This window comes from Sphingobium trunci (genome assembly GCF_022664535.1).
In the GTDB taxonomy this organism is placed as follows: Bacteria; Pseudomonadota; Alphaproteobacteria; order Sphingomonadales; family Sphingomonadaceae; genus Sphingobium.
In genome coordinates, this window is sequence record NZ_JAKUJY010000001.1 from 91,700 (window position 1) to 114,883 (window position 23,184).

At 64.9% G+C, this 23,184-nt stretch carries 20 protein-coding genes; 7 read left to right on the forward strand and 13 right to left on the reverse strand.

The window, feature by feature from the left end; translation table 11 throughout:
• Positions 1–136 precede the first annotated feature (136 nt).
• The 4 genes from bioB to MJ601_RS00435 all read right to left on the reverse strand — a co-directional run bounded on the left by bioB (position 137) and on the right by MJ601_RS00435 (position 5,481).
• Positions 137–1,138, reverse strand: a complete 1,002-nt coding sequence (gene bioB, locus MJ601_RS00420) for a biotin synthase BioB (protein WP_242122613.1) — start codon at positions 1,136–1,138, stop codon at positions 137–139.
• Positions 1,135–3,288, reverse strand: coding sequence for a methylmalonyl-CoA mutase (gene scpA, locus MJ601_RS00425; protein ID WP_242122614.1), 2,154 nt, complete (start codon positions 3,286–3,288; stop codon positions 1,135–1,137). Before scpA ends, bioB begins: the two co-directional genes overlap by 4 nt.
• 106 nt (positions 3,289–3,394) lie before the next feature.
• Positions 3,395–3,838, reverse strand: coding sequence for a methylmalonyl-CoA epimerase (gene mce / locus MJ601_RS00430; RefSeq protein WP_242122615.1), 444 nt, complete (start codon positions 3,836–3,838; stop codon positions 3,395–3,397).
• Between the two features lie 110 nt (positions 3,839–3,948).
• Positions 3,949–5,481 carry an acyl-CoA carboxylase subunit beta gene (locus MJ601_RS00435; protein ID WP_242122616.1) on the reverse strand — a complete coding sequence of 511 codons (1,533 nt, stop codon included), beginning with the start codon at positions 5,479–5,481 and terminating at the stop codon, positions 3,949–3,951.
• A gap of 121 nt (positions 5,482–5,602) precedes the next feature.
• Here MJ601_RS00435 and MJ601_RS00440 point away from each other — a divergent pair, with 121 nt between their 5' ends.
• Positions 5,603–7,018 (forward strand): helix-turn-helix domain-containing protein, encoded by a 1,416-nt coding sequence (locus MJ601_RS00440; protein WP_242122617.1) that lies wholly within the window; start codon positions 5,603–5,605, stop codon positions 7,016–7,018.
• Positions 7,019–7,086: 68 nt separating this feature from the next.
• Positions 7,087–7,806 carry a 2OG-Fe dioxygenase family protein gene (locus tag MJ601_RS00445; protein ID WP_242122618.1) on the forward strand — a complete coding sequence of 240 codons (720 nt, stop codon included), beginning with the start codon at positions 7,087–7,089 and terminating at the stop codon, positions 7,804–7,806.
• A gap of 3 nt (positions 7,807–7,809) precedes the next feature.
• Here the strand turns inward: MJ601_RS00445 and gor are convergent, their stop codons facing one another.
• Both gor and pgi read right to left on the reverse strand, forming a co-directional pair.
• A complete protein-coding gene (gene gor, locus MJ601_RS00450; protein ID WP_242122619.1) occupies positions 7,810–9,156 on the reverse strand; it encodes a glutathione-disulfide reductase in 1,347 nt (448 codons plus the stop codon).
• A gap of 67 nt (positions 9,157–9,223) precedes the next feature.
• The gene (gene pgi, locus MJ601_RS00455; RefSeq protein ID WP_242122620.1) at positions 9,224–10,729 is read right to left on the reverse strand and encodes a glucose-6-phosphate isomerase; all 1,506 of its coding nucleotides are present in this window, start codon (positions 10,727–10,729) and stop codon (positions 9,224–9,226) included.
• A gap of 225 nt (positions 10,730–10,954) precedes the next feature.
• On the opposite strand from pgi, the gene lepB reads away from it, so the two are divergent.
• From lepB to era, 3 genes are all read left to right on the forward strand, one after another.
• Positions 10,955–11,779, forward strand: a complete 825-nt coding sequence (gene lepB / locus MJ601_RS00460; RefSeq protein ID WP_242122621.1) for a signal peptidase I — start codon at positions 10,955–10,957, stop codon at positions 11,777–11,779.
• Entirely contained in the window at positions 11,776–12,459 is a 684-nt protein-coding gene (gene rnc, locus MJ601_RS00465; RefSeq protein WP_242122622.1) for a ribonuclease III, read from the forward strand. The genes lepB and rnc overlap by 4 nt, the downstream gene beginning before the upstream one ends.
• Positions 12,460–12,533: 74 nt before the next feature.
• Entirely contained in the window at positions 12,534–13,442 is a 909-nt protein-coding gene (gene era, locus MJ601_RS00470; RefSeq protein WP_242122623.1) for a GTPase Era, read from the forward strand.
• Between the two features lie 62 nt (positions 13,443–13,504).
• On the opposite strand, the gene MJ601_RS00475 is transcribed toward era, so the two are convergent.
• From MJ601_RS00475 to plsY, 5 genes are all read right to left on the reverse strand, one after another.
• Positions 13,505–13,669 (reverse strand): Flp family type IVb pilin, encoded by a 165-nt coding sequence (locus tag MJ601_RS00475; RefSeq protein WP_245405592.1) that lies wholly within the window; start codon positions 13,667–13,669, stop codon positions 13,505–13,507.
• 65 nt (positions 13,670–13,734) lie between these two features.
• Positions 13,735–16,320, reverse strand: a complete 2,586-nt coding sequence (topA, locus tag MJ601_RS00480; protein WP_242122624.1) for a type I DNA topoisomerase — start codon at positions 16,318–16,320, stop codon at positions 13,735–13,737.
• A gap of 64 nt (positions 16,321–16,384) precedes the next feature.
• Entirely contained in the window at positions 16,385–17,038 is a 654-nt protein-coding gene (locus MJ601_RS00485; RefSeq protein WP_242122625.1) for a glycerophosphoryl diester phosphodiesterase membrane domain-containing protein, read from the reverse strand.
• Positions 17,035–18,117, reverse strand: coding sequence for a DNA-processing protein DprA (dprA, locus tag MJ601_RS00490; RefSeq protein ID WP_242122626.1), 1,083 nt, complete (start codon positions 18,115–18,117; stop codon positions 17,035–17,037). Before dprA ends, MJ601_RS00485 begins: the two co-directional genes overlap by 4 nt.
• Positions 18,114–18,728, reverse strand: a complete 615-nt coding sequence (plsY, locus tag MJ601_RS00495; protein WP_242122912.1) for a glycerol-3-phosphate 1-O-acyltransferase PlsY — start codon at positions 18,726–18,728, stop codon at positions 18,114–18,116. Before plsY ends, dprA begins: the two co-directional genes overlap by 4 nt.
• A 256-nt stretch (positions 18,729–18,984) precedes the next feature.
• Between plsY and murI the strand changes: the two genes are divergently transcribed.
• Positions 18,985–19,788, forward strand: coding sequence for a glutamate racemase (murI, locus tag MJ601_RS00500; protein ID WP_242122627.1), 804 nt, complete (start codon positions 18,985–18,987; stop codon positions 19,786–19,788).
• A 153-nt stretch (positions 19,789–19,941) separates the two neighbouring features.
• Positions 19,942–21,162 carry a 5-aminolevulinate synthase gene (gene hemA / locus MJ601_RS00505; RefSeq protein WP_348635541.1) on the forward strand — a complete coding sequence of 407 codons (1,221 nt, stop codon included), beginning with the start codon at positions 19,942–19,944 and terminating at the stop codon, positions 21,160–21,162.
• Positions 21,163–21,223: 61 nt separating this feature from the next.
• Here hemA and MJ601_RS00510 read toward each other — a convergent pair whose 3' ends face one another.
• Complete coding sequence (locus MJ601_RS00510) at positions 21,224–21,871, reverse strand: class I SAM-dependent methyltransferase (protein WP_242122629.1); 648 nt, start codon at positions 21,869–21,871, stop codon at positions 21,224–21,226.
• Positions 21,871–23,088, reverse strand: a complete 1,218-nt coding sequence (locus tag MJ601_RS00515; protein ID WP_242122630.1) for a BtaA family protein — start codon at positions 23,086–23,088, stop codon at positions 21,871–21,873. The genes MJ601_RS00510 and MJ601_RS00515 overlap by 1 nt, the downstream gene beginning before the upstream one ends.
• Positions 23,089–23,184: the final 96 nt, after the last annotated feature.

A 23,184-nucleotide genomic window follows, 5' to 3' on the forward strand; every position in this document is an offset into this window, starting at 1 on the left:
TCTCGGCCCGTTCGGGTCGAGCTATTTCCAAGTTTACCTCTTGCGTCATGCCAGGCTTGGTCCGGCATCCAGCTTGCTTTTCCGAAAAAAGCGGGATCCCGGATCACGTCCGGGGTGACGAGTGGTGAACCTATCGTTACTCCGCCGCCTCCAGATGCCCGTGCGGCTGCGCCATCATCGGCGCCAGCCCGAGCTTGGAAAGCAGCGCACTATCCTTGTCGTCCCCGGCATTGGCTGCGGTCAGCAGCTTGTCGCCGGTGAAGATGCTGTTCGCGCCCGCCATGAAGCAAAGCGCCTGACAGGCCTCGCTCATGCTCTCGCGGCCCGCCGACAGGCGCACCATCGACTGCGGCATCACGATCCGCGCCACGGCGACGGTGCGCACGAACTCCACCTCGTCGATACGGCCAAGCGGCGTGTCCTTCAGCATATCGCCCAGCACCGTCCCGGCCACCGGCACGAGCGCGTTGATCGGCACGCTTTCGGGATGCGGCATGGTGCCCAGCGCATGGAGGAAACCGATGCGATCCGACCGCGTCTCGCCCATGCCGACGATCCCGCCGCAACACACGTTGATGCCCGCGTCGCGGACATTCTCCAGCGTCTCGATCCGGTCCTCGAAGGTCCGGGTGGTGATGACGTTGGCGTAATTTTCCGGCGAAGTATCGATATTATGATTGTAATAATCGAGGCCCGCGTCGGCCAGTTGCTTCGCCTGGTCGGCCGACAGCATCCCCAGCGTCATGCAGGTTTCCATGCCCATCTGGCGCACGCCCTTCACCATTTCGATGAGCTTGGGCATGTCGCGATCCTTGGGATTGCGCCACGCCGCGCCCATGCAGAAACGGCCCGAACCATGGTCCTTGGCCTGCGCCGCCGCCTGCAGCACGGCCTGCACGTCCATCAGCTTGGTGGCTTTGAGGCCGCTTTCCGCCTCGGTCGACTGGCTGCAATAGCCGCAATCCTCCGGGCAGCCGCCGGTCTTGATCGACAGCAGCGTCGAAAGCTGCACTTCATTGCGCGGGAAGTTCGCACGATGGATCGACTGCGCCTCGAACATCAGGTCGTTGAAGGGCAGGTCGAACAGCGCGGCGATCTCGTCGCGCGTCCAGTCGGTGCGAGGGGTAACGGTGGTCAAGCGGCTTCCTCCAGCCCCGCCGGGGGCATGTTGTGGCCGAGGAGACGCAGCACATCGGCGGCGCATTCCACGACGTTGGAGCCCGGTCCATAAATGCCCTGCACGCCCGCGTCACGAAGGAAGTCGTAATCCTGCGGCGGAATGACCCCGCCCGCGATCACCTTGATGTCGTTGCGGCCCTTTTCCCGGAGCTGCCTGATGAGTTCGGGAATGAGCGTCTTGTGTCCGGCCGCAAGGCTGGAAGCACCGACGACATCGACTCCGCTGTCGAGCGCCAGCACCACCGTTTCCTCCGGCGTCTGGAACAGCGGCCCCGACACCACGTCGAAACCCATGTCCCCGAAAGCGGACGCGATCACGTTGGCGCCCCGGTCGTGGCCATCCTGCCCCATCTTCGCGACGAGCAGTTTGGGCTTGCGACCGAGGCGCCGCTCGACGGCCTGCACCCCGTCAAGAACCTGTTTCCAGCGGCTGTCCTGGGCATAAGGCTTGGAATAGACGCCCTTCACCGGCGTCGGCACCGTGCCATAGCGGTCGAAACTATCCTCCATGGCGGCGCTGATCTCGCCCAGCGTGGCGCGCGCGCGCGCCGCTTCGACCGCATGGGCGAGGAGGTTGTTTTCGATCGACTGCTGACCTGCGGCGGCGGCGCGCAGCGCTTCCAGCGCCGCCTGGCACTTCGCTTCGTCGCGCTCCGCCTTCACCCTGGTGATGCGGGCGATCTGCGCCTCGCGAACCTTGGTGTTGTCGACTTCCAGCGTTTCGAGCAGATCCTCGTTCGCCAGGCGATATTTGTTGACGCCGACGATGACGTCCTCGCCCCGGTCGACGCGCGCCTGGCGGGCAGCGGCGGCTTCCTCGATCATCGCCTTGGGCCAGCCCGCGCCGACCGCCTTCGCCATGCCGCCTTCGGCCTCGACGCGGTCGATGATCTCCTGCGCGGCATCGACCAGTTGCTGGGTCAGCGCCTCGACATAATAGCTGCCCCCCAGCGGATCGACGACATTGCACATGCCGGTCTCTTCCTGGATGACGATCTGCGTGTTGCGCGCGATGCGGGCCGAGAAGTCGGTCGGCAGCGCGATCGCCTCGTCCAGCGCGTTGGTGTGCAGCGACTGCGTGCCGCCCAGCATGGCCGCCATCGCCTCGATGGTGGTGCGCATGACGTTGTTATAGGGGTCCTGCTCGGTCAGCGACACGCCCGACGTCTGGCAATGGGTGCGCAGCATCTTGGATCGCTCGTCCTTCGCGCCCAGCTTCGTCATGGCGCGATGCCACAGCACGCGCGCGGCGCGCAGCTTGGCGATCTCCATGAAGAAGTTCATGCCGATGGCGAAGAAGAAGCTGAGGCGCCCGGCGAACTTGTCGATGTCTAGGCCCGAAGCCACGCCATATTTCACATATTCGATGCCGTCCGCGATGGTGAAGGCCAGTTCCTGCACCTGCGTCGCGCCCGCTTCCTGCATATGGTAGCCGGAAATGGAGATGCTGTTGAACTTGGGCATCTCGCGGCTGGTATAGCCGAAAATGTCCGAGATGATCCGCATCGAGGGTTCGGGCGGGTAGATATAGGTGTTGCGGACCATGAACTCCTTCAGAATGTCGTTCTGGATGGTCCCGTCGAGCAGCCTGCGCTCGACGCCCTGCTCCTCGCCCGCGACGATGAAGAAGGCCAGGATCGGGATCACCGCCCCGTTCATGGTCATGGACACCGACATCTGGTCGAGCGGAATGCCGTCGAACAGGATCTTCATGTCCTCGATCGTGTCGATCGCCACGCCCGCCTTGCCGACGTCGCCGACGACGCGGGGATGGTCGCTGTCATAGCCGCGATGGGTGGCGAGGTCGAAGGCGACGCTGAGGCCCTTCTGCCCGGCCGCCAGATTGCGGCGATAGAAGGCGTTGGATTCCTCGGCGGTCGAGAAGCCCGCATATTGACGGATGGTCCAGGGGCGCCCGGCATACATGGACGCCCGCACGCCGCGCGTGAACGGCGCGAAACCAGGCAGGCCCGGATCGACCGTCACATCGTCCGCCGTATAAAGCGGCTTCACCGTGATCCCTTCCGGGGTTTCCCAGTTCAGATCCTTGCCCTTCACCTCCTTGGCGGCGGCGGCGGCCCACTGATCCAGCGTTGGCTTGTCGGTCATTTTTCTTCCATCCTACCTTCGTCACCCCGGCCTTGAGCCGGGGTCCCGCTGCCTTGTCCCACTCGCGAAATGAGCAGGATGCCGGATCAAGTCCGGCATGACGAATTCAGTGCCCCGCCCGGTCCTTCGGCGTTTCCATGATTTCGGTCAGCACCCCGTTCATATCCTTGGGATGGACGAAGAAGATCAGCGTGCCGTGCGCCCCGATGCGCGGCTCCCCCAGCACCTTCTTCCCCAGCCCTTCGAACCAGGCCTTGGCTTCCAGAATATCGGGCACTTCATAGCACATATGATGCTGCCCGCCCGCCGGGTTCTTGGCGATGAAGCCGTGGATGGGGCTGTTTTCGCCCAGCGGCTCGATCAGTTCGATCTGCGTGCCCGCCGTGCCGTTCTCGCCCGGCGTATCGACGAAGCAGACCTTCACCCCCTGCGCCGGCATGTCGAAGGGCTCATGCGTGATCGTCGCGCCCATGATGTCGCGATAATAAGCGATGCTGGCTTCCAGCGAAGGCGTCGCCACGCCGATATGATTGAGACGGCCGAGTTTCATTTCACTTCACCACCTTCGTCACCCCAGCGAAAGCTGGGGTCTCATCCCCCAAAGCCCGATCCGGCCGCACGAGATCCCAGCCTGCGCTGGGATGACGGCCCATCGGGCCGTCACAGCGGAATATTGTCGTGCTTCTTCCACGGATTTTCCAGGCTCTTGTTGCGCAGCTTGCGCAGGCCGAGGGCGATCCGCTTGCGGGTCGAATGCGGCTGGATCACCTCGTCGATGAAGCCCTTGCTCGCCGCCACGAAGGGGTTGGCGAAGCGGTCTTCATATTCCTTGGTCTTTTCGGCGATCTCCTCGGGCGTCCTGCCGCGGAAGATGATCTCCACCGCGCCCTTGGCACCCATCACCGCGATCTCGGCGGTCGGCCAGGCATAGTTGAGGTCGCCGCGCAGATGCTTGGAGGACATGACGTCATAGGCGCCGCCATAGGCCTTGCGGGTGATGACGGTGATCTTCGGCACGGTCGCCTCGGCATAGGCGAACAGCAGCTTGGCGCCATGCTTGATGATGCCCGAATGTTCCTGAGCGGTGCCCGGCAGGAAGCCCGGCACGTCGACGAAGGTCACGATCGGAATCTCGAACGCGTCGCAGAAGCGGACAAAACGCCCGGCCTTCTTGGACGAATTGATGTCCAGCACCCCGGCCAGCACCATCGGCTGGTTGGCGATGATGCCCACCGTCTTGCCCTCGATCCGGCCGAAACCGCAGATGATGTTGGCGGCATGGGCGGGCTGGACCTCGAAGAAATCACCCTCGTCGATGACCTTGCGGATCAGCTCATGCATGTCATAGGGCTGGTTCGCATTGGCCGGGATCAGCGTGTCCAGGCTCTCCTCGATCCGGTCCCATGCGTCGGCGCTCGGACGCTCCGGCACCGGTTCCTTGTTGGACGCGGGCAGGAAGTCCACGAAATCGCGCACCGCCAGCAGCGCCTCGATATCATTTTCGAACGCCACGTCGGCCACGCCCGACTTGGTGGTGTGGGTGACCGCGCCGCCCAGTTCCTCCTGCGTCACGACCTCGTTGGTGACGGTCTTCACCACGTCCGGGCCGGTCACGAACATGAAGCTTGAATCCTTCACCATGAAGATGAAGTCGGTCATGGCCGGCGAATAGACCGCGCCGCCCGCACAAGGCCCCATGATGACGCTGATCTGCGGCACCACGCCCGAAGCCAGAACATTGCGCTGGAAGATTTCGGCATAGCCCGCCAGCGAGGCAACGCCTTCCTGGATGCGCGCGCCGCCCGAGTCATTGAGGCCGATCACCGGCGCTCCGACCTTCATGGCGATGTCCATGATCTTGCAGATCTTCATCGCGTGCCGTTCGGACACCGCCCCGCCGTAAACGGTAAAGTCCTGTGAAAAGACGTAGACCAGGCGGCCGTTGATGGTGCCCGATCCGGTGACCACGCCGTCGCCCGGAATATGCTGCTCATCCATGCCGAAGTCGATGCAGTTATGCTCGACATACATGTCCATTTCTTCGAAGCTGTCCTCGTCCAGCAGCACGTCCAGCCGCTCCCGCGCGGTCAGCTTGCCCTTGGCATGCTGGGCATCGATGCGGCGCTGGCCGCCGCCCAGACGCGCGGCTTCGCGCTTGGCTTCCAACTGTTCGATGATGGCGAGCTTCGACATATTACGCTTCTCTCCGGCTTGTCGCGGACGTCTCTGTCCGCCCCTTCCCAATCTTTTCGCATTTTCGCAAATGCAATTTTGCCAATTTGCAAATCGCGATTTTGCAAATTATGGACGAACCATGGCTCGCGGCAATCGAATCTTTGCAGGCCCCCGCCTGCGCCAGCTTCGCCTGGACCATCGCATGGACCAGGCGACCATGGCGCAGGCGCTCGGCATCTCCGTATCCTATCTCAGCCAGATGGAAAATGACGACCGCCCCCTCACCGCCAAGGTGAAGGCCGCGCTCGCCAGCGCCTTCCCCACCGACTGGGCCAGTTTCGACAGCCGGGAGGACGAGCAGCTGCTGGGCGCCTTCACCTTCGCGCTCGGCCATCCGGAGCTTCAGGGCGCGCCGATGGAGCCGGAGCGGATAGAGAAGCTCCACCTGCAATTTCCCGAATTCGCCGCCCGTTACGTCGATCTCTATAACGCCCATATGCGGGCCAATGAACGCATCAACATGATCGAGGAGGCGATCGCCAACGATCATGCCGTCCAGGCCCGCCTACCCTGGGAGGCCGCCCGCGACTGGTTCCATGAGGCGGGCAACTATGTCCACAGCCTCGATTGCCTGGCCGAAGACATGGCCGCCAGCTTCACCGCGGGGCAGACGCTGGACGAAGGCATGCTGGTGGAGGCGCTCGCCCGCCGCCACGGCATCGAGACGCTGATCGCCGAAACCCCGGATTCCGCGCTCCGATCCTATACCAGCAGCGAAAAGCGGCTGTTCGTCAACGCAGCGCTTCCGACCGAAAGCCGCAAATTCATGCTCGCCCACCAGCTCATGATGCTGGAAGGGCAGGCCGTGATCGCCGATGTGGTGAGCAAGGCGGGCCTTCCCGTGCTAGGCGCCGACCGGTTGCTCGCCATCGGCCTTGGCAATTATGCGGCAGGCGCGCTGCTGATGCCCTACGCCCCATTCCGGGAAGCCGCGCGCGAGGTGCGCCACGACATCGACCGTCTCGCGCGCCGCTTCGGCGTCAGCTTCGAACAGGCCTGCCACCGCCTTTCGACGCTCCAGCGGCCGGGCCTACGCGGCATTCCCTTCTTCTTCTGCCGCGTCGACATGGCAGGCAACATCACCAAGCGGCACAGCGCCACCCGCCTGCAATTCGCCCGCTTCGGCGGCGCCTGCCCGCTGTGGAACGTGCATGAGGCCGTCGCCATCCCTGACCGGATCAACGTCCAGCTCGGCGAAACCCCGGACGGCGTGCGCTATGTCTCCATGGCGAAGGGCCTTGTCAAACCGTCGGGCAGCTACAGCCGCACGCCCCGCCGTTTCGCGGTGGTGCTGGGCTGCGAGATCGCCCATGCCGCGAACTTCGTCTATGCCGACGGCCTGCAACTGGAGGTGGAGGGCGCCGCCACGCCGATCGGCATCACCTGCCGCCTCTGCCCGCGCCAGAGCTGCGACCAGCGCGCCTTTCCGCCCGCCGACCGCCCGATCCATGTCGATCCCGACAATCGCCAGATCGTGCCCTACTGGATCGGTTGACGGCCCCAAGCCCAGCTTGCGGAAACTGGCTCTATCGCTCGTTTCCGGGGGAGCTTAGGCTAGGACAAATGACGGACAGCACCCTTCTTCTCCCGGACATGGCCACCTTGAGGGGCGAACTGGCGGCCAAGGGCTATGCCCGCCTGAGCGGTCAGGAAAGCATGGCGCTGCTCACCGTCCGTCCCCGCGACTGGCAAGCGTTCGCGCAAAGCTGGAACGATCTCGGCCCCGATCGCTACATGGCCGACGGCGGCCGCTATCGCCGCCGCCGTCATGCGACCTTCGCCCTTGAAGCGGGCAGCTTCACCCGCCAGCCGCATCAGCCCCATTATCAGAGCCGCGACTATAATCCGCTGAACGGCGACGTGCAGCGCTGGTTCAAACCGGTCGGGCAGGCCACCATCGACAATGCCGTCATGCAGTCGATCTTCGCCTTCTGCGCAAAAAGCTTCGCCCTCGCTGCGCCCCAGCATGTCGAAGTCCACCAGTTCCGCATCGAGGCGCGCAGTGGCGAACTCGGCCGCCCGACCCCCGAAGGCATGCACCGCGACGGCGTCGACTGGGTGTTCGTCATGCTGGTGGAACGGCGCAATGTCCGCGAGGGCATCACCCGCATCGGATCACCCGTTGGCGAGGGCCTCGGCGAATTCACCCTGGCGCGGCCGGGCGACGCCGTGCTGATCGACGACCGCCGCATCCTGCACGGCGTCACCGAAATCCACCCCGTCGACCCCAAGCAGCCCGCATGGCGCGACGCGCTCGTCGTGACCTTCGCCCGGCGCGACTGACCTTTATTTCAGCAGCACCAGCTCCTCGGCCATGCTGGGATGCAGCGCCACCGTGTCGTCGAACTCCTGCTTGGTCAGCCCCGCCTTCACCGCGATGGCCGCCGCCTGCAGGATTTCCGGCGCGTCCGGCCCGATCATGTGCAGCCCGACCACCTTGTTGGTCGTCGCATCCACCACCATCTTGTAAAGCGCCCGCTCGTCGCGCCCGGCCAGCACATTCTTCATCGGCCGGAAGTCGGAGGTGTAGATCTTCACCGTCCCATATTTATTCTTGGCCTGCGCCTCGGTCAGCCCCACCCCGGCCAGCGGCGGATGGCTGAACACGGCGGAAGGCACGCAATGATAATCCACCGTCCGCGGATTGTCCCCGAACACCGTATCGGCAAAGGCATGCCCCTCGCGGATCGCCACCGGGGTCAGTTGCAGCCGGTCGGTGACGTCGCCCACGGCATAGATGCTCTCGACATTGGTCCGGCTATATTCATCGACCTTGATCGCGCCCTTCCCGTTCAGCTCGACCCCGGCATTCTCCAGCCCCAGCCCCTGCACCTGCGGCTGCCGCCCGGTCGCGAACAGCAGCAGGTCGCAGGCAATCGGATCGCCGCCCTTGAAGCGGACGCACAGCGTCCCGTCCTCATTCTTCTCGATCTTCTCCATCTCGGCATTGAAGCGGAAATTGATCCCCTTCATCGTCGAGATCTGGAGCAACCGGTCGCGGATCTGCTCGTCATAGCCGCGCAGCAGCATGTTGGACCGGTTGACGATCGTCACATGGCTGCCGAACTGATGGAAAATCCCGGCAAATTCATTGGCGATATAGCCGCCCCCGACAATGACGATACGCTTCGGGCACTCCTCCAGATGGAAGACCTCGTTGGAGGTCACGCCATGCTCGGCGCCTTCGATCTCCGGGATCACCGGCCATGCGCCCGTCGCGACCAGGATATATTTCGCGCTGATCTCCCGCCCGCTGGCGAGCTTCACGCCATGCGGCCCGGTGATCGTCGCCCGCTCGGAGATCAGCTCGACCTTGTGGCTGTCGAGCGTATTCTTGTAAAGGCCCTCCAGCCGATCGACATCGGCCAGCACATTGTCGCGCAGCGTCGTCCATTCGAAATCGCAGTCCGGGACATTCCAGCCGAAACGCCGCGCGTCCTTCAGATCCTCGGCAAAATGCGCACCATAGATGAGCAGCTTCTTGGGCACGCAGCCGCGAATGACGCAGGTACCGCCGACGCGATATTCCTCCGCCACCGCGACCTTCGCGCCATGGGAGGCCGCAACGCGGGACGCACGCACGCCCCCTGATCCCGCACCGATGACGAAAAGGTCGAAATCATAGTCGCTCATGCATGCCTCCGCTGGATTGCGCTCGCATATGGAGGCTGCCCAGCGGAGTTACAAACGGGATTTGCGCTTACGCGCCGCCCAGCGCCAGATCGATCAGCGCCATGGTCGAAGGATCGAAGCCCTTGGGCCCTTCGGCTTCGATGGACTTGGCGATTTCCTTGCCCAGTTCGACGCCGAACTGGTCGAACGGATTGATCCCCATCAGCACGGCATTGGCAAAGGTGCGATGCTCGTAGAAAGCGATCAGCGCGCCCAGCGCCTCCGGCGTCACATCGTCCAGCAGGATGGTGGTCGACGGCCGGTTGCCGGGATAGGCCCGCGCCGGATCGGCCGCATTCTCCTTGCCACGCAGCAGGGCAGCCCCCTGGGCAAAGCAGTTGACCAGCAGCGCCCGGTGATGCGCCGGGTCGAGCGCATGGCCCGGCTCGATCGAGGCGATGAACTCCACCGGCGTCAGGATCGTGCCCTGATGCAGCAACTGGAACACCGCATGCTGCGCGTCCGTCCCCACCCCGCCCCAGGTGATCGCCGCCGTCGGCCCGTCGACGGGCGCGCCGTCCCGCGTCACGCTCTTGCCGTTGCTCTCCATCTCCAGTTGCTGGAGATAGGAAGGCAACAGCCGCAGCCGCTCATCATAGGCGAACAATGCCCGCGTCTGGCACCCCAGCACCCGCGCATAATATTGGTCGACAAAGGCTGCGATCAGCGGCGCGTTCTGCCGGGGATCGGACAGGCGGAAATGCCGGTCCATCGCCGCCGCGCCTTCCAGCAGGCTCTCGAACGCATCCCAGCCCAGCGCCAGCGCCGCCGGAAAGCCGATCGACGACCAGAGCGAATAACGCCCGCCCACGCTCTCGGCAAAGGGCAGCACGCGGGTTTCATCGACGCCCCATTCGATCGCCTTGTCGGGCGATGCGGTCAGCGCGATCACCCGGCCATAGGGGTCTTCTACGCCCGCCTCGACCATCCAGTTGATCGCGCTCGCCGCGTTCAGCATGGTCTCGGTGGTGGTGAAGGTCTTGGACGCGACCGCGATCAGCGTCGCCGCCGGATCGAAGCGCGCAATCGCCCGCTCCAGCGCCGTGCCGTCCACATTCGACACGATGGCGACATCATAGCGCGCGCCATCGCCGCCCAGCGCATCGACGATCAGGTCCGGCCCCAGCGCCGATCCGCCGATACCGATATGCAGGATATGCCGGATCGGCCCCAGCGCCTCGCCCTCGATGGCGTCGATCAGCGCGCGCATCCGGCCATGGAACATCTTGGCCCGCGCCACGCTGTCGGCATTGCCCTCGCCACGCTCGGCCGGATGTTCCGCGGCGCGGCCTTCCGTATTGTTGACCGCCTCGCCCGCGAACAGCGCATCGCGCTGCGCGGCAAAGCCCTTCTCCTCGGCCAGCTTCAGGAAACCGTCGAACAGTTCGTCCGTCAGGTGCGTCTTCGACCAGTCGAAACGGATCGGTCCCTGCGTCAGGGTGAACTTGCTCAACCGATCGGGATCGGTGGTGAAGATGGATTTGAGGTCAGCCTGGGGAAAAGCCGCTAGCGCTGCCAGTGCAGGGCTGGACATTGGGGAATATCCTTTTGTTTTACCGTTGATCGATACCGACGCTGCACCTGTCGATTCTCGCCTCTTTTAGCCAGTTCGTTCCGCTAATGCACCGCCGGATCGGAAAAAGGGCAGCATGAAGTGATGACAAGTTGGACCCTAGCGCGCTTGACGGCGGCTTTAGGAACCCGCAAAAGCCGCGACGGCCTGTTTTCAGGGCGAATTGAAGGAAAAGACGATCAAGGCATGAGCGCAAAATCCGAAACGCGGGATTTCCTCTGGTTTCTCGCAAAGCTGGCGGTGTTCGTCTTCATCCTGCGAAGCTTCATCGTTTCGCCCTTCAACATCCCGTCGGAATCGATGCAGCCGCGCCTTCTGATCGGCGACTATCTGCTGGTGGCGAAATGGCCCTATGGCTATTCGCGCTATTCGCTGCCCTTCGGCATCCCGCTGATCCCCGGCCGCATCCTCGCCTCGACGCCGCAGCGCGGCGACGTGGTGGTGTTCAAGGCGCCGCCGAACCAGAAGAATGATTATATCAAGCGCGTCATCGGCCTGCCCGGCGACATGATCTCGGTGCGCCACGGCACCGTCTATCTGAACGGCCAGGCGATCCCCAAGCAGAAGGTCGCTGACCTCGTCATCCCGGTCACGCCGAACATGGAGGATGCAGCCGCCAAGGAAGGCAGCCCCTCCCCCTGCTACCGCCCGAAGTTCGAGGAAGCCGCGCCCGGCGGCGGCCGCCAGTGCCGCTACCCCCAATATCGCGAAACGCTGCCCGGCGGGAAAAGCTATAATGTCCTCGACCTCGTGCCCGATGGCGCGGCGGACGACCGCGACACGGTGGTCGTGCCCGAAGGCCATCTCTTCATGATGGGCGACAATCGCGACCGCAGCGCCGACAGCCGCTTCCCGGCGGTCGACGGCGGCGGCATCGGCCTGGTGCCGGAGGAAAATCTGGTCGGCAAGGCGATGATCTCGGTCTTCTCCACCGACGGCAGCGCCAACTGGCTGCTCCCCTGGACCTGGTTCACCGCCGCGCGCTGGAGCCGTATCGGGGAAGGCTTTTGAATTTGAAAGCGCCTGGGCCGGATACCGAAGGCTGGCTGACATCCCTGATCGGCCGTGCGCCCAGGGATGGCGCCACTTTCGCCCAGGCGCTGACCCACGGCAGCGCCAATGCGGTCAATTATGAACGGCTGGAGTTTCTGGGCGACCGCATCCTCGGCCTGCTGATCGGCGAATGGCTTTTCGACCGCTTTCCCGCCGAACCGGAAGGCAAGCTGTCCCGCCGCTTCAACGCGCTGGTATCGGGCGAAACCTGTGCCGAAGTCGCCCGCGCCGCTGGCGTTCCCGCGCATCTGATCCTCGGCAAGCAGGCCCGCGACGACGGCGCCGCCGACAGCGACAATGTGCTGGGCGACGTCATGGAGGCGCTTATCGGCGCGCTCTATCTGGAAGGCGGCCTCGACGAAGCCCGCGCCCTTGTCCGCCGTCTCTGGGGCAATCGCGTCGATACCCAGGCCAGCGCGCCCAAACATCCCAAGTCCGAACTTCAGGAATGGGCCGCCGCCAACAAGCGCAAGCCCCCCGAATATGCGCTCACCGACCGCTCCGGCCCCCACCATGCGCTGCGCTTCACCGTGACGGTCAGCATCAAGGGGGCAGGCGAGGCAAGCGCGACGGGTGGATCGAAGCAGGAAGCGGAAACGGCGGCCGCCAGGGCCTTGTTGGAAAAGCTGGGCGGCTGAACCTGTCCCCCATTCCCATTTTGCATTAGGAAGGAAAGCCCAGGCCAAAGGCACATGGGTGAACGGAGTTTTGTTTGACGATTGATCTCGACACTCAGCGCTGCGGCGTCATCGCCGTCGTGGGCGCCCCCAATGCCGGCAAATCGACGCTGGTGAACGCGCTGGTCGGCCAGAAGGTGGCAATCACCAGCCCCAAGGCGCAGACCACCCGCACCCGCGTCATGGGCGTCGCGATCGAAGGCGATGCGCAGATGGTGCTGGTCGACACCCCCGGCATCTTCGCGCCGAAGCGCCGCCTCGACCGCGCGATGGTGCAGGCCGCCTGGGGCGGGGCGCAGGGCGCGGACCTGATCGCGCTGATCGTCGATGGCAAGGCGGGCCTCGGCCTCAAGATGGAACCGATCATCAGCGCGCTCGCCGCTCGTCCGGAAAGGAAGTGGCTGGTCCTCAACAAGGTCGACATCGCCATCAAGGAAAAGCTGCTGGTCCACACCCAGCGCCTCTATGAACAGCTCGACATCGAGGAAACCTTCTTCGTCAGCGCCGCCACCGGCGACGGCCTCCCCGAACTCAAGAGCGCCTTCGCAAGAGCCATGCCCCTAGGCCCTTGGCACTTCCCCGAAGACCAGGTGTCCGACGCCACCGACCGCATGCTGGCGGCCGAAATCACCCGCGAGCAGCTTTACCACCAGCTCCATGCCGAACTGCCCTATGCGGCCGCGGTGGACACGGAAAAATATAGCGAGCGCGAGGACGGCTCGGTCGAAATCCACCAGCAGATACTCGTGGGCCGCGCCAGCCAGCGCGCCATCGTGCTGGGCAAGGGCGGCCAGCGGCTCAAGGAAATCGGCTCGAAGGCCCGCGCCGAACTGGCCAGCCTGCTTGGCGTCAAGGTCCATCTCTACCTTCACGTCAAGGTGAAGGAAGATTGGGAGGATGACCGCTTCATCTACCGCGACATAGGGCTCGATTGGGTGGAGTAGCGCACTGCGTGAAGCGCCGTAACGCTTACGCCGCTATCCAATAGAGTGAAGGGTAGCCATGATTATTTCAGGTTACCCTTCACATTGTTGAAGGTGTTGCCCAGCTTGCCACCCACGCTGGTCATGGATGCGATCGCAGCTACGGCGATCAAAGCCGCGATCAGCCCGTATTCGATGGCCGTGGCGCCCTTGCTGTCATTCCATGGGCGTCTAAGAAACTCGATCATATTATCTCCTGCCTATAACTCTCGATATAAGCAGAATATCTAAACAGGAGGTTTACTAGCCTTCCCTATTCTGCCGCAGCCTTTTTCCTAGCTGGAACTTTCCTGGCGGGCTTCTTCGCCGCCGCCTTTTTCGCGGGCGCCTTCTTCCCCTTCTTCGCCGGAGCGGCCGCAGCCCGCGCGTCGATCAGTTGCGCCGCTTCCTCCAGCGTCAGCGCATCCTGCTCGATCGTCTTGGGCAGCGTCGCATTGGTCGTCCCATCGGTGACATAAGGGCCATAGCGCCCGGCCATCAGCCTGATCTCGGCCTCCGTCCGCGGATGCTTGCCCAGCACCTTGAGCGGCTCGCGCGAGGAAGACCCGCGCCCGCCCCGGTTCGCCGCATCGGCCAGCTTGGCCACGGCGCTGTTCATGCCCACCTCGAAAATCTCGGCGGTGGAGGACAGGCGCCCATATTTGCCGTCATGCAGCAGATAGGGACCGAACCGCCCGATATTGGCGACGATCGGCTTCCCCGTCTCCGGATGCAGCCCGACCTCGCGCGGCAGGCTGAGCAGCTTCACCGCCCAATCGAGCGTCAGCTCGCCATCGGGCAGGTCCCTGGGAATGGAGCCGCGCTTCGCCTCCTTGCCCTCGCCCATCTCGATATAGGGTCCGAAGCGGCCGGATTTCTTCACGATATCCTGCCCGGTTTCGGGATGCTGCCCCAGCACCTCCGGCCCCGTATCCTCGGCCCCGTCCTTGCCGCCCGGCTGCCCGAACTTGCGCGTATATTTGCACTCCGGATAGTTGGAGCAGGCGATGAACGCCCCGAACCGCCCGCCCCGCAGCGACAATTGCCCATCGCCGCACATCGGGCAGGCGCGCGGATTGCTGCCGTCCGCCCGTGGAGGGAAGAGCATCGGCTCCAGGAACTTGTCCAGCTCGGCCGTGATATCCGACGGCTTCTGCTCCATCACCTCGGCGGTCTTGGGCTTGAAGTCGCGCCAGAAGGCTTCCAGCACCGCCTGCCACTGCGCACGGCCGCCGGAAATATCGTCCAGTTCCTCCTCCAGCCCCGCCGTGAAGTCGTAGGACACGTACCGTTCGAAGAAACGCTCCAGGAAGGCCGTCACCAGCCGCCCGCTCTCCTCGGCGAAGAAGCGGTTCTTCTCGATCCGCACATAGTCGCGGTCCTTCAGCACCTGAAGCGTCGAGGCATAGGTGGAAGGCCGCCCGATCCCCAGTTCCTCCAGCTTCTTGACCAGCGAAGCCTCGGAATAGCGCGGCGGCGGCTGGGTGAAATGCTGCTCCGCCGTCACCTTCTTCTTCGCCGGAGCATCCCCCGCGCCCAAGCGCGGCAGCAGCTTGCTGTCGTCGTCTTCCCCAGACCCGGCATGTTTGCCGGGGTCGTTCGGATTAACGTCATCCCGGCCCTCTTCATAAAGCGCCAGGAAGCCCGGGAAGATCACCACCTGCCCGGTCGCGCGCAGCCCGTGCTGCCCAGTCCCGTCGACCAGATCGATGACCGTCCGCTCCAGCCGCGCCGAAGCCATCTGGCTCGCCAGCGCGCGCTTGAAGATCAGGTCATAGAGCCGCGCATGATCGCCCGAACCCACCTTGTCCCGCGAAAATTCGGTCGGACGGATGGCCTCGTGCGCCTCCTGCGCATTCTTCGCCTTGGTCTGATACTGGCGCGGCTTTTCCGGCAGATAGCCGCCATCATAGCGCTCCGCGATCGCCTTGCGCGCCGCGGAAACGGCGCTGCCGTCCATCTGCACGCCGTCGGTACGCATATAGGTGATCGCGCCATCCTCATAGAGCTGCTGCGCGATCCGCATCGTATGGCTGGCCGAAAAACCCAGCTTGCGCGCCGCCTCCTGCTGCAGCGTGGAGGTCGTGAAGGGCGGCGGAGGATTGCGCGAAACCGGCTTGGTCTCGACCTTTTCGACGGTGAAGCGCCCGGCCTCCACGTCCGCCTTCGCGGCCATGGCGTCGCCTTCCCTGCCGATGGTCAGCCGCTCGATCTTCTCCCCGCGCCAGCGCACCAGCCGCGCGGTAAAGCCCTGCCCGCCCTGCTCCATCTCGGCCGCGACCGACCAATATTCCTGCGGCACGAAGCTTTCGATCTCGCGCTCCCGGTCGACGACCAGCCGCAGCGCCACCGACTGCACGCGCCCCGCCGACTTGGCGCCCGGCAGCTTGCGCCACAGTACTGGAGACAGGGTGAAGCCCACCAGATAGTCGAGCGCGCGCCGCGCCCGATAGGCGTCGATCAGATCCTCGTCCAGCGCGCGCGGCTGGGCCATCGCCTCGGTCACCGCCTGCTTGGTGATCGCGTTGAAGGTCACGCGGTCCACCTTCTGCGGCAGCGCCTTCTTCGCCCGCAGCACCTCCTGCACATGCCAGCTGATCGCTTCCCCCTCGCGGTCGGGGTCGGTCGCCAGGATCAGGCGGCTGGCCTTCTTGGCCTCGTCGGCAATGGCTTTCAGCTGCTTGCCCTTGTCGCCATAATTTTCCCAGCTCATGGCAAAGCCGTTGTCGGGATCGACGGACCCGTCCTTGGCGGGCAGGTCGCGAATATGGCCATAGCTGGCCAGCACATGGAAATCGCCGCCCAGATATTTCTCGATGGTCTTCGCCTTGGCCGGCGATTCTACGATGACAAGCTGCATTCAAGCCCCGGTTTAGATTACCCTCACGTACACGCGCGAGTCTGGAAGGTGTTTTCGGCGGACGTCAAGCGCTTGTCAGCACGCTGTCCATATCGCGGTTGATGCAGGCATAGGCCGCCACCGCGATAATGTTGGTCAACAACACGATGCCGTTCAGAACGGCGTTCGCTATGAACGCATCGAGGAGGCCGTCGGGTTTCTCGATGCTCACTCCGGAAAACACCAAGCCGACAATCGCGATCAAGAACAGAAGCGCCAGAATGGCGACGGGCACACAGATTGCCCATTCCCATCGCCTTGTCCTGTGCCAACTCATTTTCATTGCTTCAAAGATGGAAGATTGTTCGCCCACCAGGATTGGCCAAGCGATAAACCATCGGAGATACAGAAAAATTCCCGGTAAAATAAATAGTAAACCGCCAAGCATTATTCCAGCACCCGACAGCAGACTAAGGCCAAAAAGCCCTTTCAGGCGCGGCGTGAAATATTGGTGCGGTCGGCAGATTTGAAGGGATCTATAGTTTATTATACCGCCAGCAAGAAAAATACCTATGTTGCTGAATATTTGGGCAGCCGACTCTGAAGAGAATATCTGCAATGCCCCTCCAACGACACTTAAGCCAATCACCAGAATGGCAAATGGCAAAGCGAGGATTTTTGTCAGCTCTGCGCTTTCCCTGACTATTTTCCTGGTCCGTGAAGCTATTGTCCCGTTCATGACAAGCTGACCCTTCCCCCTGCATGCCGCTCCAGCCGCGCCGCCAGCTCCAGCTCCAGCAGGACCGTATGCACCACCGCCGGTCCCAGCCCCGAAAGCCGGATGACTTCATCCACCGGCACCGGCGCAGCGCCCAGCAACGCGACCACCGCCTCCCGCTCCCGCCCCGACACATCGGAAGAAACCGGCTCGCCCGCAAAATCCAGCCCGCCCTGCCGCACCATGCGCGCGTCGATGGACCCGATCGCCTCGATCACATCGGCGGCATTCTGGATCAGCGTTGCCCCCTCCCGGATGAGCTGGTTGCAACCCTGCGCGCGCGGGTCGAGCGGCGACCCCGGCACCGCCATCACCTCCCGACCCGCCTCGCCGGCCAGCCGCGCCGTGATCAGCGACCCGGATCTGGGCGCCGCCTCCACCACCACCGTGCCGCGCGACAGCCCGGCGATGATCCGGTTGCGCGCCGGAAACTGCCGCGCCAGCGGCTGCACGCCGGGCGGATGCTCCGTCACCAGCAGGCCCTCGCTGGCGACCTGCTCCTGCAGATCCTCATTTTCCGGCGGAAAGGCGATGTCGATGCCGCAGGCGATGACCGCGATCGTCCCGCTGCCGACCGATCCCTGATGCGCCGCCGTATCGATGCCGCGCGCCAGCCCGGACACGACCACCACGCCCCGCTGCCCCAGATCCTGCGCCAGGGTGCGGGCAAAGCGACAGGCCGCCGCCGACGCGTTGCGCGCCCCCACCAGGGCCACGCAATCCCGCGCCGCCAGCGCAACGTCCCCCCGCACGATCAGCGCGGGCGGCGCGCCCTCCATCTGGTCCAGCAGGAAGGGATAGTCCCTGTCCCCCATCAGCAGGTAGCGGGCACCCGCAGCGCGGCTGCGCGCAATCTCCTGCTCCACCAGCGCGCCCTCGATCACGCTGGCCCGGCCGCCGCCCCGTGCCGCCAGATCGGGCACGGCCGCCAGCGCCTCTCCCGCCGATCCGAAGCGCGCCATCAGCTGCCGGAACGTCACCGGCCCGATGCGCGGCGACCGGATCAGGCGCAGGCGGTTGAACCGCTCCTGCTCGCTCATTCCCCGGCTGCTGCTTTCTTCGACGCGCCGACCTTCGGCTCGGTGCCCCTCACCAGCCGCGCGATATTCTCGCGATGCCGCCACAGCACGATCAGGGCCAGGGCCAGCGTCGCCGGAAAGAGATCCAGCCGCCCGAAGCACCACATGGCGACCGGCGCGCTCACCGCCGCCGACATGCCGCCGACGGACGACCATTTCGTCCCGAACAGCGCCGCCAGCCACACGATGGCGAAGACGATGCCCGCGGGCCAGTAAAGCGCGGTGACGACCCCCATCATCGTCGCCACGCCCTTGCCCCCCGCAAAGCGCAGCCAGACCGGATAGCAATGGCCGATAAAGGCCATCGCCCCCGCCATCGGCCCGCCGCCATCGACCAGCGCCGCGCCGATCAGCACCGCCGCCGCCCCCTTCAGCAGGTCCAGCAGCAGCGTCGCCGCCGCCAGCCCCTTGCGCCCGGTGCGCAGCACGTTGGTCGCGCCGATATTGCCCGATCCGATCTTGCGCAGGTCGCCAGCCCCGGTGAAGCGCGTCAGCAGCAGGCCGAAGGGGATCGAGCCCAGCAGATAGCCGAACAGCAGGACGAATGCAGGAATGAGCCAGGGAGGAGTCATGATCTCGCCGAAATGGTTGCGGCGCGACCATAGCGTCCCCGGTACGGCGGGCAACGCCGAAGATGAACGAGACAGCGATTTGGCCGGAAGGTCCGCCTCGCTTCTTCCCTCCCGCAGGCGGGAGGGGTTGGGGGAGGGCATGCCGCGCAAGCGGCATGTCCCAATGATATGCGCCGACACCCGCTTCGCTCGCGCCCGCCCCAATCCTCACCCCCATGTTGACAGCCCCGCCCCATCCCGCGACATGTGCGCAACAATGACAGTCGCACCCACCGCCCCCCTGCTGTTCTTCGATTCCGGCGTCGGCGGGCTTTCCATCCTGGCCCCGGCGCGCAGGGCGCTGCCCCATGCCCCCATCGTCTATGCCGCCGACAGCGCGGGCTTCCCCTATGGCACGAAGAGCGAAGCCGAGATCGCCGCCCGCGTGCCCGCCCTGCTGGGGCGGCTGGTGGAACGCTATCGCCCCCGGCTGGCGGTTATCGCCTGCAACACCGCCTCGACCATCGCGCTGTCGGCGGTTCGCGCCGCGCTCGACATTCCGGTCGTCGGCACCGTCCCCGCGATCAAGCCCGCCGCGCTGCTCTCGCAAAGCCGCGTCTTCGGCGTGCTCGGCACCGACGCCACGGTCCGCCAGCCCTATGTCGACCGGCTGACGGCGGAATTCGGCGCCGACTGCACGGTGCTGCGCCACGGTTCGGCGGCACTGGTGCAGCTTGCCGAAGCCAAGCTGCGCGGCCAGCCGCTCGACCCCGCCATCGCCCGCGACGCGCTGGCGGGCCTGTTCGACCAGCCCGGCGGCGACCGCATGGACATAGTGGTGCTGGCCTGCACCCATTTTCCGCTGGTGGAGGCGGAACTGGCGGCCGCCTCGCCCCGCCCGCTGAGCTTCGTCCATGGCGGCGAGGGGATCGCCCGGCGCATCGCCTATCTGACCCAGGGCCAGCCCTGGCCCACGGCTCCCTCCACCGGCGCCGCCGTCTTCACCCGGCTCGACGACGCGGTGGAGCCGCTGCGACCCGCACTCGCCAGCTACGGGCTGGAACGGGTGGAGGCGCTGTGACCGGGTGGACCTTTGGTCCAATCCCTATTCTTTCTATCACTATGATAGGTATTTCTCCCTAGCGCTGCGAGCGTTTATCACTGGTAATAGGCGGCCACAGCAGGTAAATGCCCCCTCAAAGAGGGGATGCGGGATCAGGGACTAGGGCGTTACGTGAACTACAAGCACATCTTCACGCAGGCGATCGACCGGCTCCACAGCGAGGGCCGCTACCGGGTGTTCATCGACATATTGCGCAACAAGGGCGCCTTTCCCAACGCCCGCTGCTTCCATGGGCATAACGGGCCCAAGCCGATCACCGTCTGGTGCTCCAACGACTATCTCGCCATGGGCCAGCATCCCAAGGTCGTCGCCGCGATGGAAGAGGCGCTGCACGATGTCGGCGCCGGCTCCGGCGGCACCCGCAATATCGGCGGCAACACCCATTATCATGTCGATCTGGAGGCGGAGCTTGCCGACCTGCACGGCAAGGAAGGGGCGCTGCTGTTCACCTCGGGCTATGTCTCGAACGAAGCGACGCTCTCCACCCTGGCGAAGATTCTGCCCGGATGCATCATCTTCTCGGACGAGCTGAACCACGCCTCGATGATCGCGGGCATCCGCAATTCGGGCTGCGAAAAGCGGGTATTCCGTCACAATGACGTCGATCATCTGCGCGAACTGCTCACCGCCGAAGACCCCGATGCACCCAAGCTGATCGCCTTCGAAAGCGTCTATTCGATGGACGGCGACATCGCCCCCATCGCCGCGATCTGCGATCTGGCGGACGAATATAATGCGCTGACCTATCTGGACGAGGTCCATGCCGTCGGCATGTACGGCGCCCATGGCGGCGGCATTTCCGAACGGGACGAGGTCGCCCATCGCCTGACCATCATCGAAGGCACGCTGGGCAAGGCCTTCGGCGTCATGGGCGGCTATATCGCGGCCGACCAGATGATCGTCGACGTGATCCGCAGCTATGCGCCCGGCTTCATCTTCACCACCTCGCTGTCGCCGGTGCTGGTCGCGGGCGTCCTCGCCAGCGTCCGTCACCTCAAGCAGTCCAGCGAGGAGCGCGAGGGGCAGCAGGCCTCCGCCGCCACGCTCAAGCGGCTGATGGCCGAAGCGGGACTGCCGGTGATGCCGTCGGTCACGCACATCGTCCCGCTGATGGTGGGCGATCCGGTCAAGGCCAAGCGGATCAGCGATATCTTGCTGGCCGAATATGGCGCCTATGTGCAGCCGATCAACTATCCCACCGTCCCGCGCGGCACGGAAAGGCTGCGCTTCACCCCCGGCCCCGCCCATAGCGAAGAGATGATGCGGGATCTGGTCTCGGCGCTGGTGGAAATCTGGGACCGGCTGGAACTGGAACTGAAGAAAGCCGCCTGACCCCTGAGAAACCCGTGCTCCCGCAAAGCCAGGAGCACGGCCCCAACGGCTGGAACAGTCGCTAGACCCGGATCAGGCCGCCCCTGACGGCATATCCCCGATACAGGCTCCGGTTATGCGGAAAGCCGCCCATTTCCGCCGCCAGCCCATCGATCGCCTGCTTGAGATCGGCGCGCGGCGACACATGGAAGCGCGCCAGCCAGTCGAACAGCGCCCGCCTCCAGATCGCGGGCAGGGCGTCCTGCTGGCCGAAATCGACGATCTCCAGCCTGCCTCCGTCGGCGACGCATCCCCCCGCCTGCCGCAACGCCCGCTCCCAGTCCGGGATCATCGACAGCGCATAGCTGATGAACACCCGCTCGAACGCCGCCCGCCCGAACAAGGCCGCGGCATCGAAGGCGCAGGCATCCCCCTGCGCCAGCACCACCCGATCGGCCATGCCCGCCCGCGCCACCGCCTTGCGCGCCGTTTCCAGCATCGCCTCGCTGATGTCGACGCCATAGAGCCGCGCCTCGGGCCAGGCCCTGCCCACCGCGATCAGGTTCCGCCCGGTTCCGCACCCGATCTCCAGCACGGCGCCCCCCCGCGGCGGCGCCAGATCGGCGATCAGCCCATCCCGCCCCAGCAGATAATATTTCCGCGACAGGTCGTAGATATGCCGCTGATGCCGGTAGACGCTGTCCATCAACCCGCCATGGCCCCCGCTCATCACGCGTCCTTCAACACATAGAGATGCACGCCGCCATAAATGGCCGACCGGTCCCGCGCGGTATAATCCAGCGACTCCTCCGCCCGGTAGTCCCATCGCGCCAGCACCGCCTCGTCGACCCGCCCGGGCAGGATGCTCGGCTCTCCCGCCGTCCGGAACAGCACCCGCGCGCCGGGCCGCGCCGTCCGCGTGATCTGCGCCCAGAGCGCGTTCAACTGCGCATCGTCCATCCAGTCCTGCGCATCGAGCAGTATGAAGCGATCCGCCGATCCCGCCTCCTGCGCGCCCAGAAACTCGACGAAATTCACATGCCGCACATCCACGCGCCCGGCCCGCTCGACCACCGCCGGATGGTTCGCCGCCTGCAGATAGGGCGGCAAGGGGCCCTCGCCCCCCGCATAACCGCGCCCGAAGGCCTGCACCGCGAAATAATTGTCCTTGAGGTCGAAGCCGCAGGCCAGCTTCTCCAGCCGCGCCTTCAGCACGCTGTCCATCCGCTCGTCCCCCGCCAGCGCCTCATATTGCGCCGGGGGAATGCCCAGCCCGAACAGCGATGCCGGCTGGCTCGTCAGCCATTTCATGAAGGCGCTGTCGAACACCGGCGCCAGTTCCGCCTCGAAGATCGCCCGCTGCTCCGCCTGGCTCCTCGCGTCCAGCATCCGCCGGGGGTTGGCGCCATGCAGCCGCGCCAGCAGATGCGCCGCCCCGATGAAGCGCCCCAGCAGTCCATGCTTGTATATCCCGCGCGCAAAGGCCCCGATGCGCCGCCGTCCGATAAAGTCGCGCCCCTCCCAGTAGCGCCGCGTCGCATCGTCCAGCGCGGGCGCCACATGGGTCCGGTAGGCCGCCACATTCTCCCTGCAATCCGCCTTCGCGAAGAAGCGATGGAACGCCTCATGATCCGGCAGCGCCCGCGCCGCCGCCAACTTCAGCCGGTTGAGCGCGATATGCGCCGTATTCAGGTCCACCGCCGTGATCCTGGCGGGATCGGCGGTCAGATAGCTCAACACATTGCATCCGCCCGAGGCGATGGTCACGACATGGCAATCGGGCGTGATCGCCAGCGCCTCCATGTCCACTTCCGGATCCTCCCAGATCTGGGCATAGACCAGCCCCCGGAAGGCGAAGGTAAAGGCCCGCTCCAGCAATCCCTGCCGGGAAAGATGGCGATGCCGATGCACCGCGCGGGTAACATTCTGATGAGCCGTAGATGCCATGTGCCGCGCCTCCTCGCTGCCGGGTCGTCCGGCCGCGCTTAGGGCAAAGGCGTGTCGTCCGCGTGACTCTCCGGTTACGGCAATGTGAAGGCGCCC

What these genes read in the sequence shown, in the direction of transcription:
- scpA (WP_242122614.1), bottom strand. Translation starts at nt 3,288, where the DNA reads ATGACCGACAAGCCAACGCTGGATCAGTGGGCCGCCGCCGCCGCCAAG.
- mce (WP_242122615.1), bottom strand. Translation starts at nt 3,838, where the DNA reads ATGAAACTCGGCCGTCTCAATCATATCGGCGTGGCGACGCCTTCGCTG.
- MJ601_RS00435 (WP_242122616.1), bottom strand. Translation starts at nt 5,481, where the DNA reads ATGTCGAAGCTCGCCATCATCGAACAGTTGGAAGCCAAGCGCGAAGCC.
- MJ601_RS00440 (WP_242122617.1), top strand. Translation starts at nt 5,603, where the DNA reads ATGGCTCGCGGCAATCGAATCTTTGCAGGCCCCCGCCTGCGCCAGCTT.
- MJ601_RS00445 (WP_242122618.1), top strand. Translation starts at nt 7,087, where the DNA reads ATGACGGACAGCACCCTTCTTCTCCCGGACATGGCCACCTTGAGGGGC.
- gor (WP_242122619.1), bottom strand. Translation starts at nt 9,156, where the DNA reads ATGAGCGACTATGATTTCGACCTTTTCGTCATCGGTGCGGGATCAGGG.
- pgi (WP_242122620.1), bottom strand. Translation starts at nt 10,729, where the DNA reads ATGTCCAGCCCTGCACTGGCAGCGCTAGCGGCTTTTCCCCAGGCTGAC.
- lepB (WP_242122621.1), top strand. Translation starts at nt 10,955, where the DNA reads ATGAGCGCAAAATCCGAAACGCGGGATTTCCTCTGGTTTCTCGCAAAG.
- MJ601_RS00475 (WP_245405592.1), bottom strand. Translation starts at nt 13,669, where the DNA reads ATGATCGAGTTTCTTAGACGCCCATGGAATGACAGCAAGGGCGCCACG.
- topA (WP_242122624.1), bottom strand. Translation starts at nt 16,320, where the DNA reads ATGCAGCTTGTCATCGTAGAATCGCCGGCCAAGGCGAAGACCATCGAG.
- MJ601_RS00485 (WP_242122625.1), bottom strand. Translation starts at nt 17,038, where the DNA reads ATGAACGGGACAATAGCTTCACGGACCAGGAAAATAGTCAGGGAAAGC.
- dprA (WP_242122626.1), bottom strand. Translation starts at nt 18,117, where the DNA reads ATGAGCGAGCAGGAGCGGTTCAACCGCCTGCGCCTGATCCGGTCGCCG.
- plsY (WP_242122912.1), bottom strand. Translation starts at nt 18,728, where the DNA reads ATGACTCCTCCCTGGCTCATTCCTGCATTCGTCCTGCTGTTCGGCTAT.
- murI (WP_242122627.1), top strand. Translation starts at nt 18,985, where the DNA reads ATGACAGTCGCACCCACCGCCCCCCTGCTGTTCTTCGATTCCGGCGTC.
- MJ601_RS00510 (WP_242122629.1), bottom strand. Translation starts at nt 21,871, where the DNA reads ATGAGCGGGGGCCATGGCGGGTTGATGGACAGCGTCTACCGGCATCAG.
- MJ601_RS00515 (WP_242122630.1), bottom strand. Translation starts at nt 23,088, where the DNA reads ATGGCATCTACGGCTCATCAGAATGTTACCCGCGCGGTGCATCGGCAT.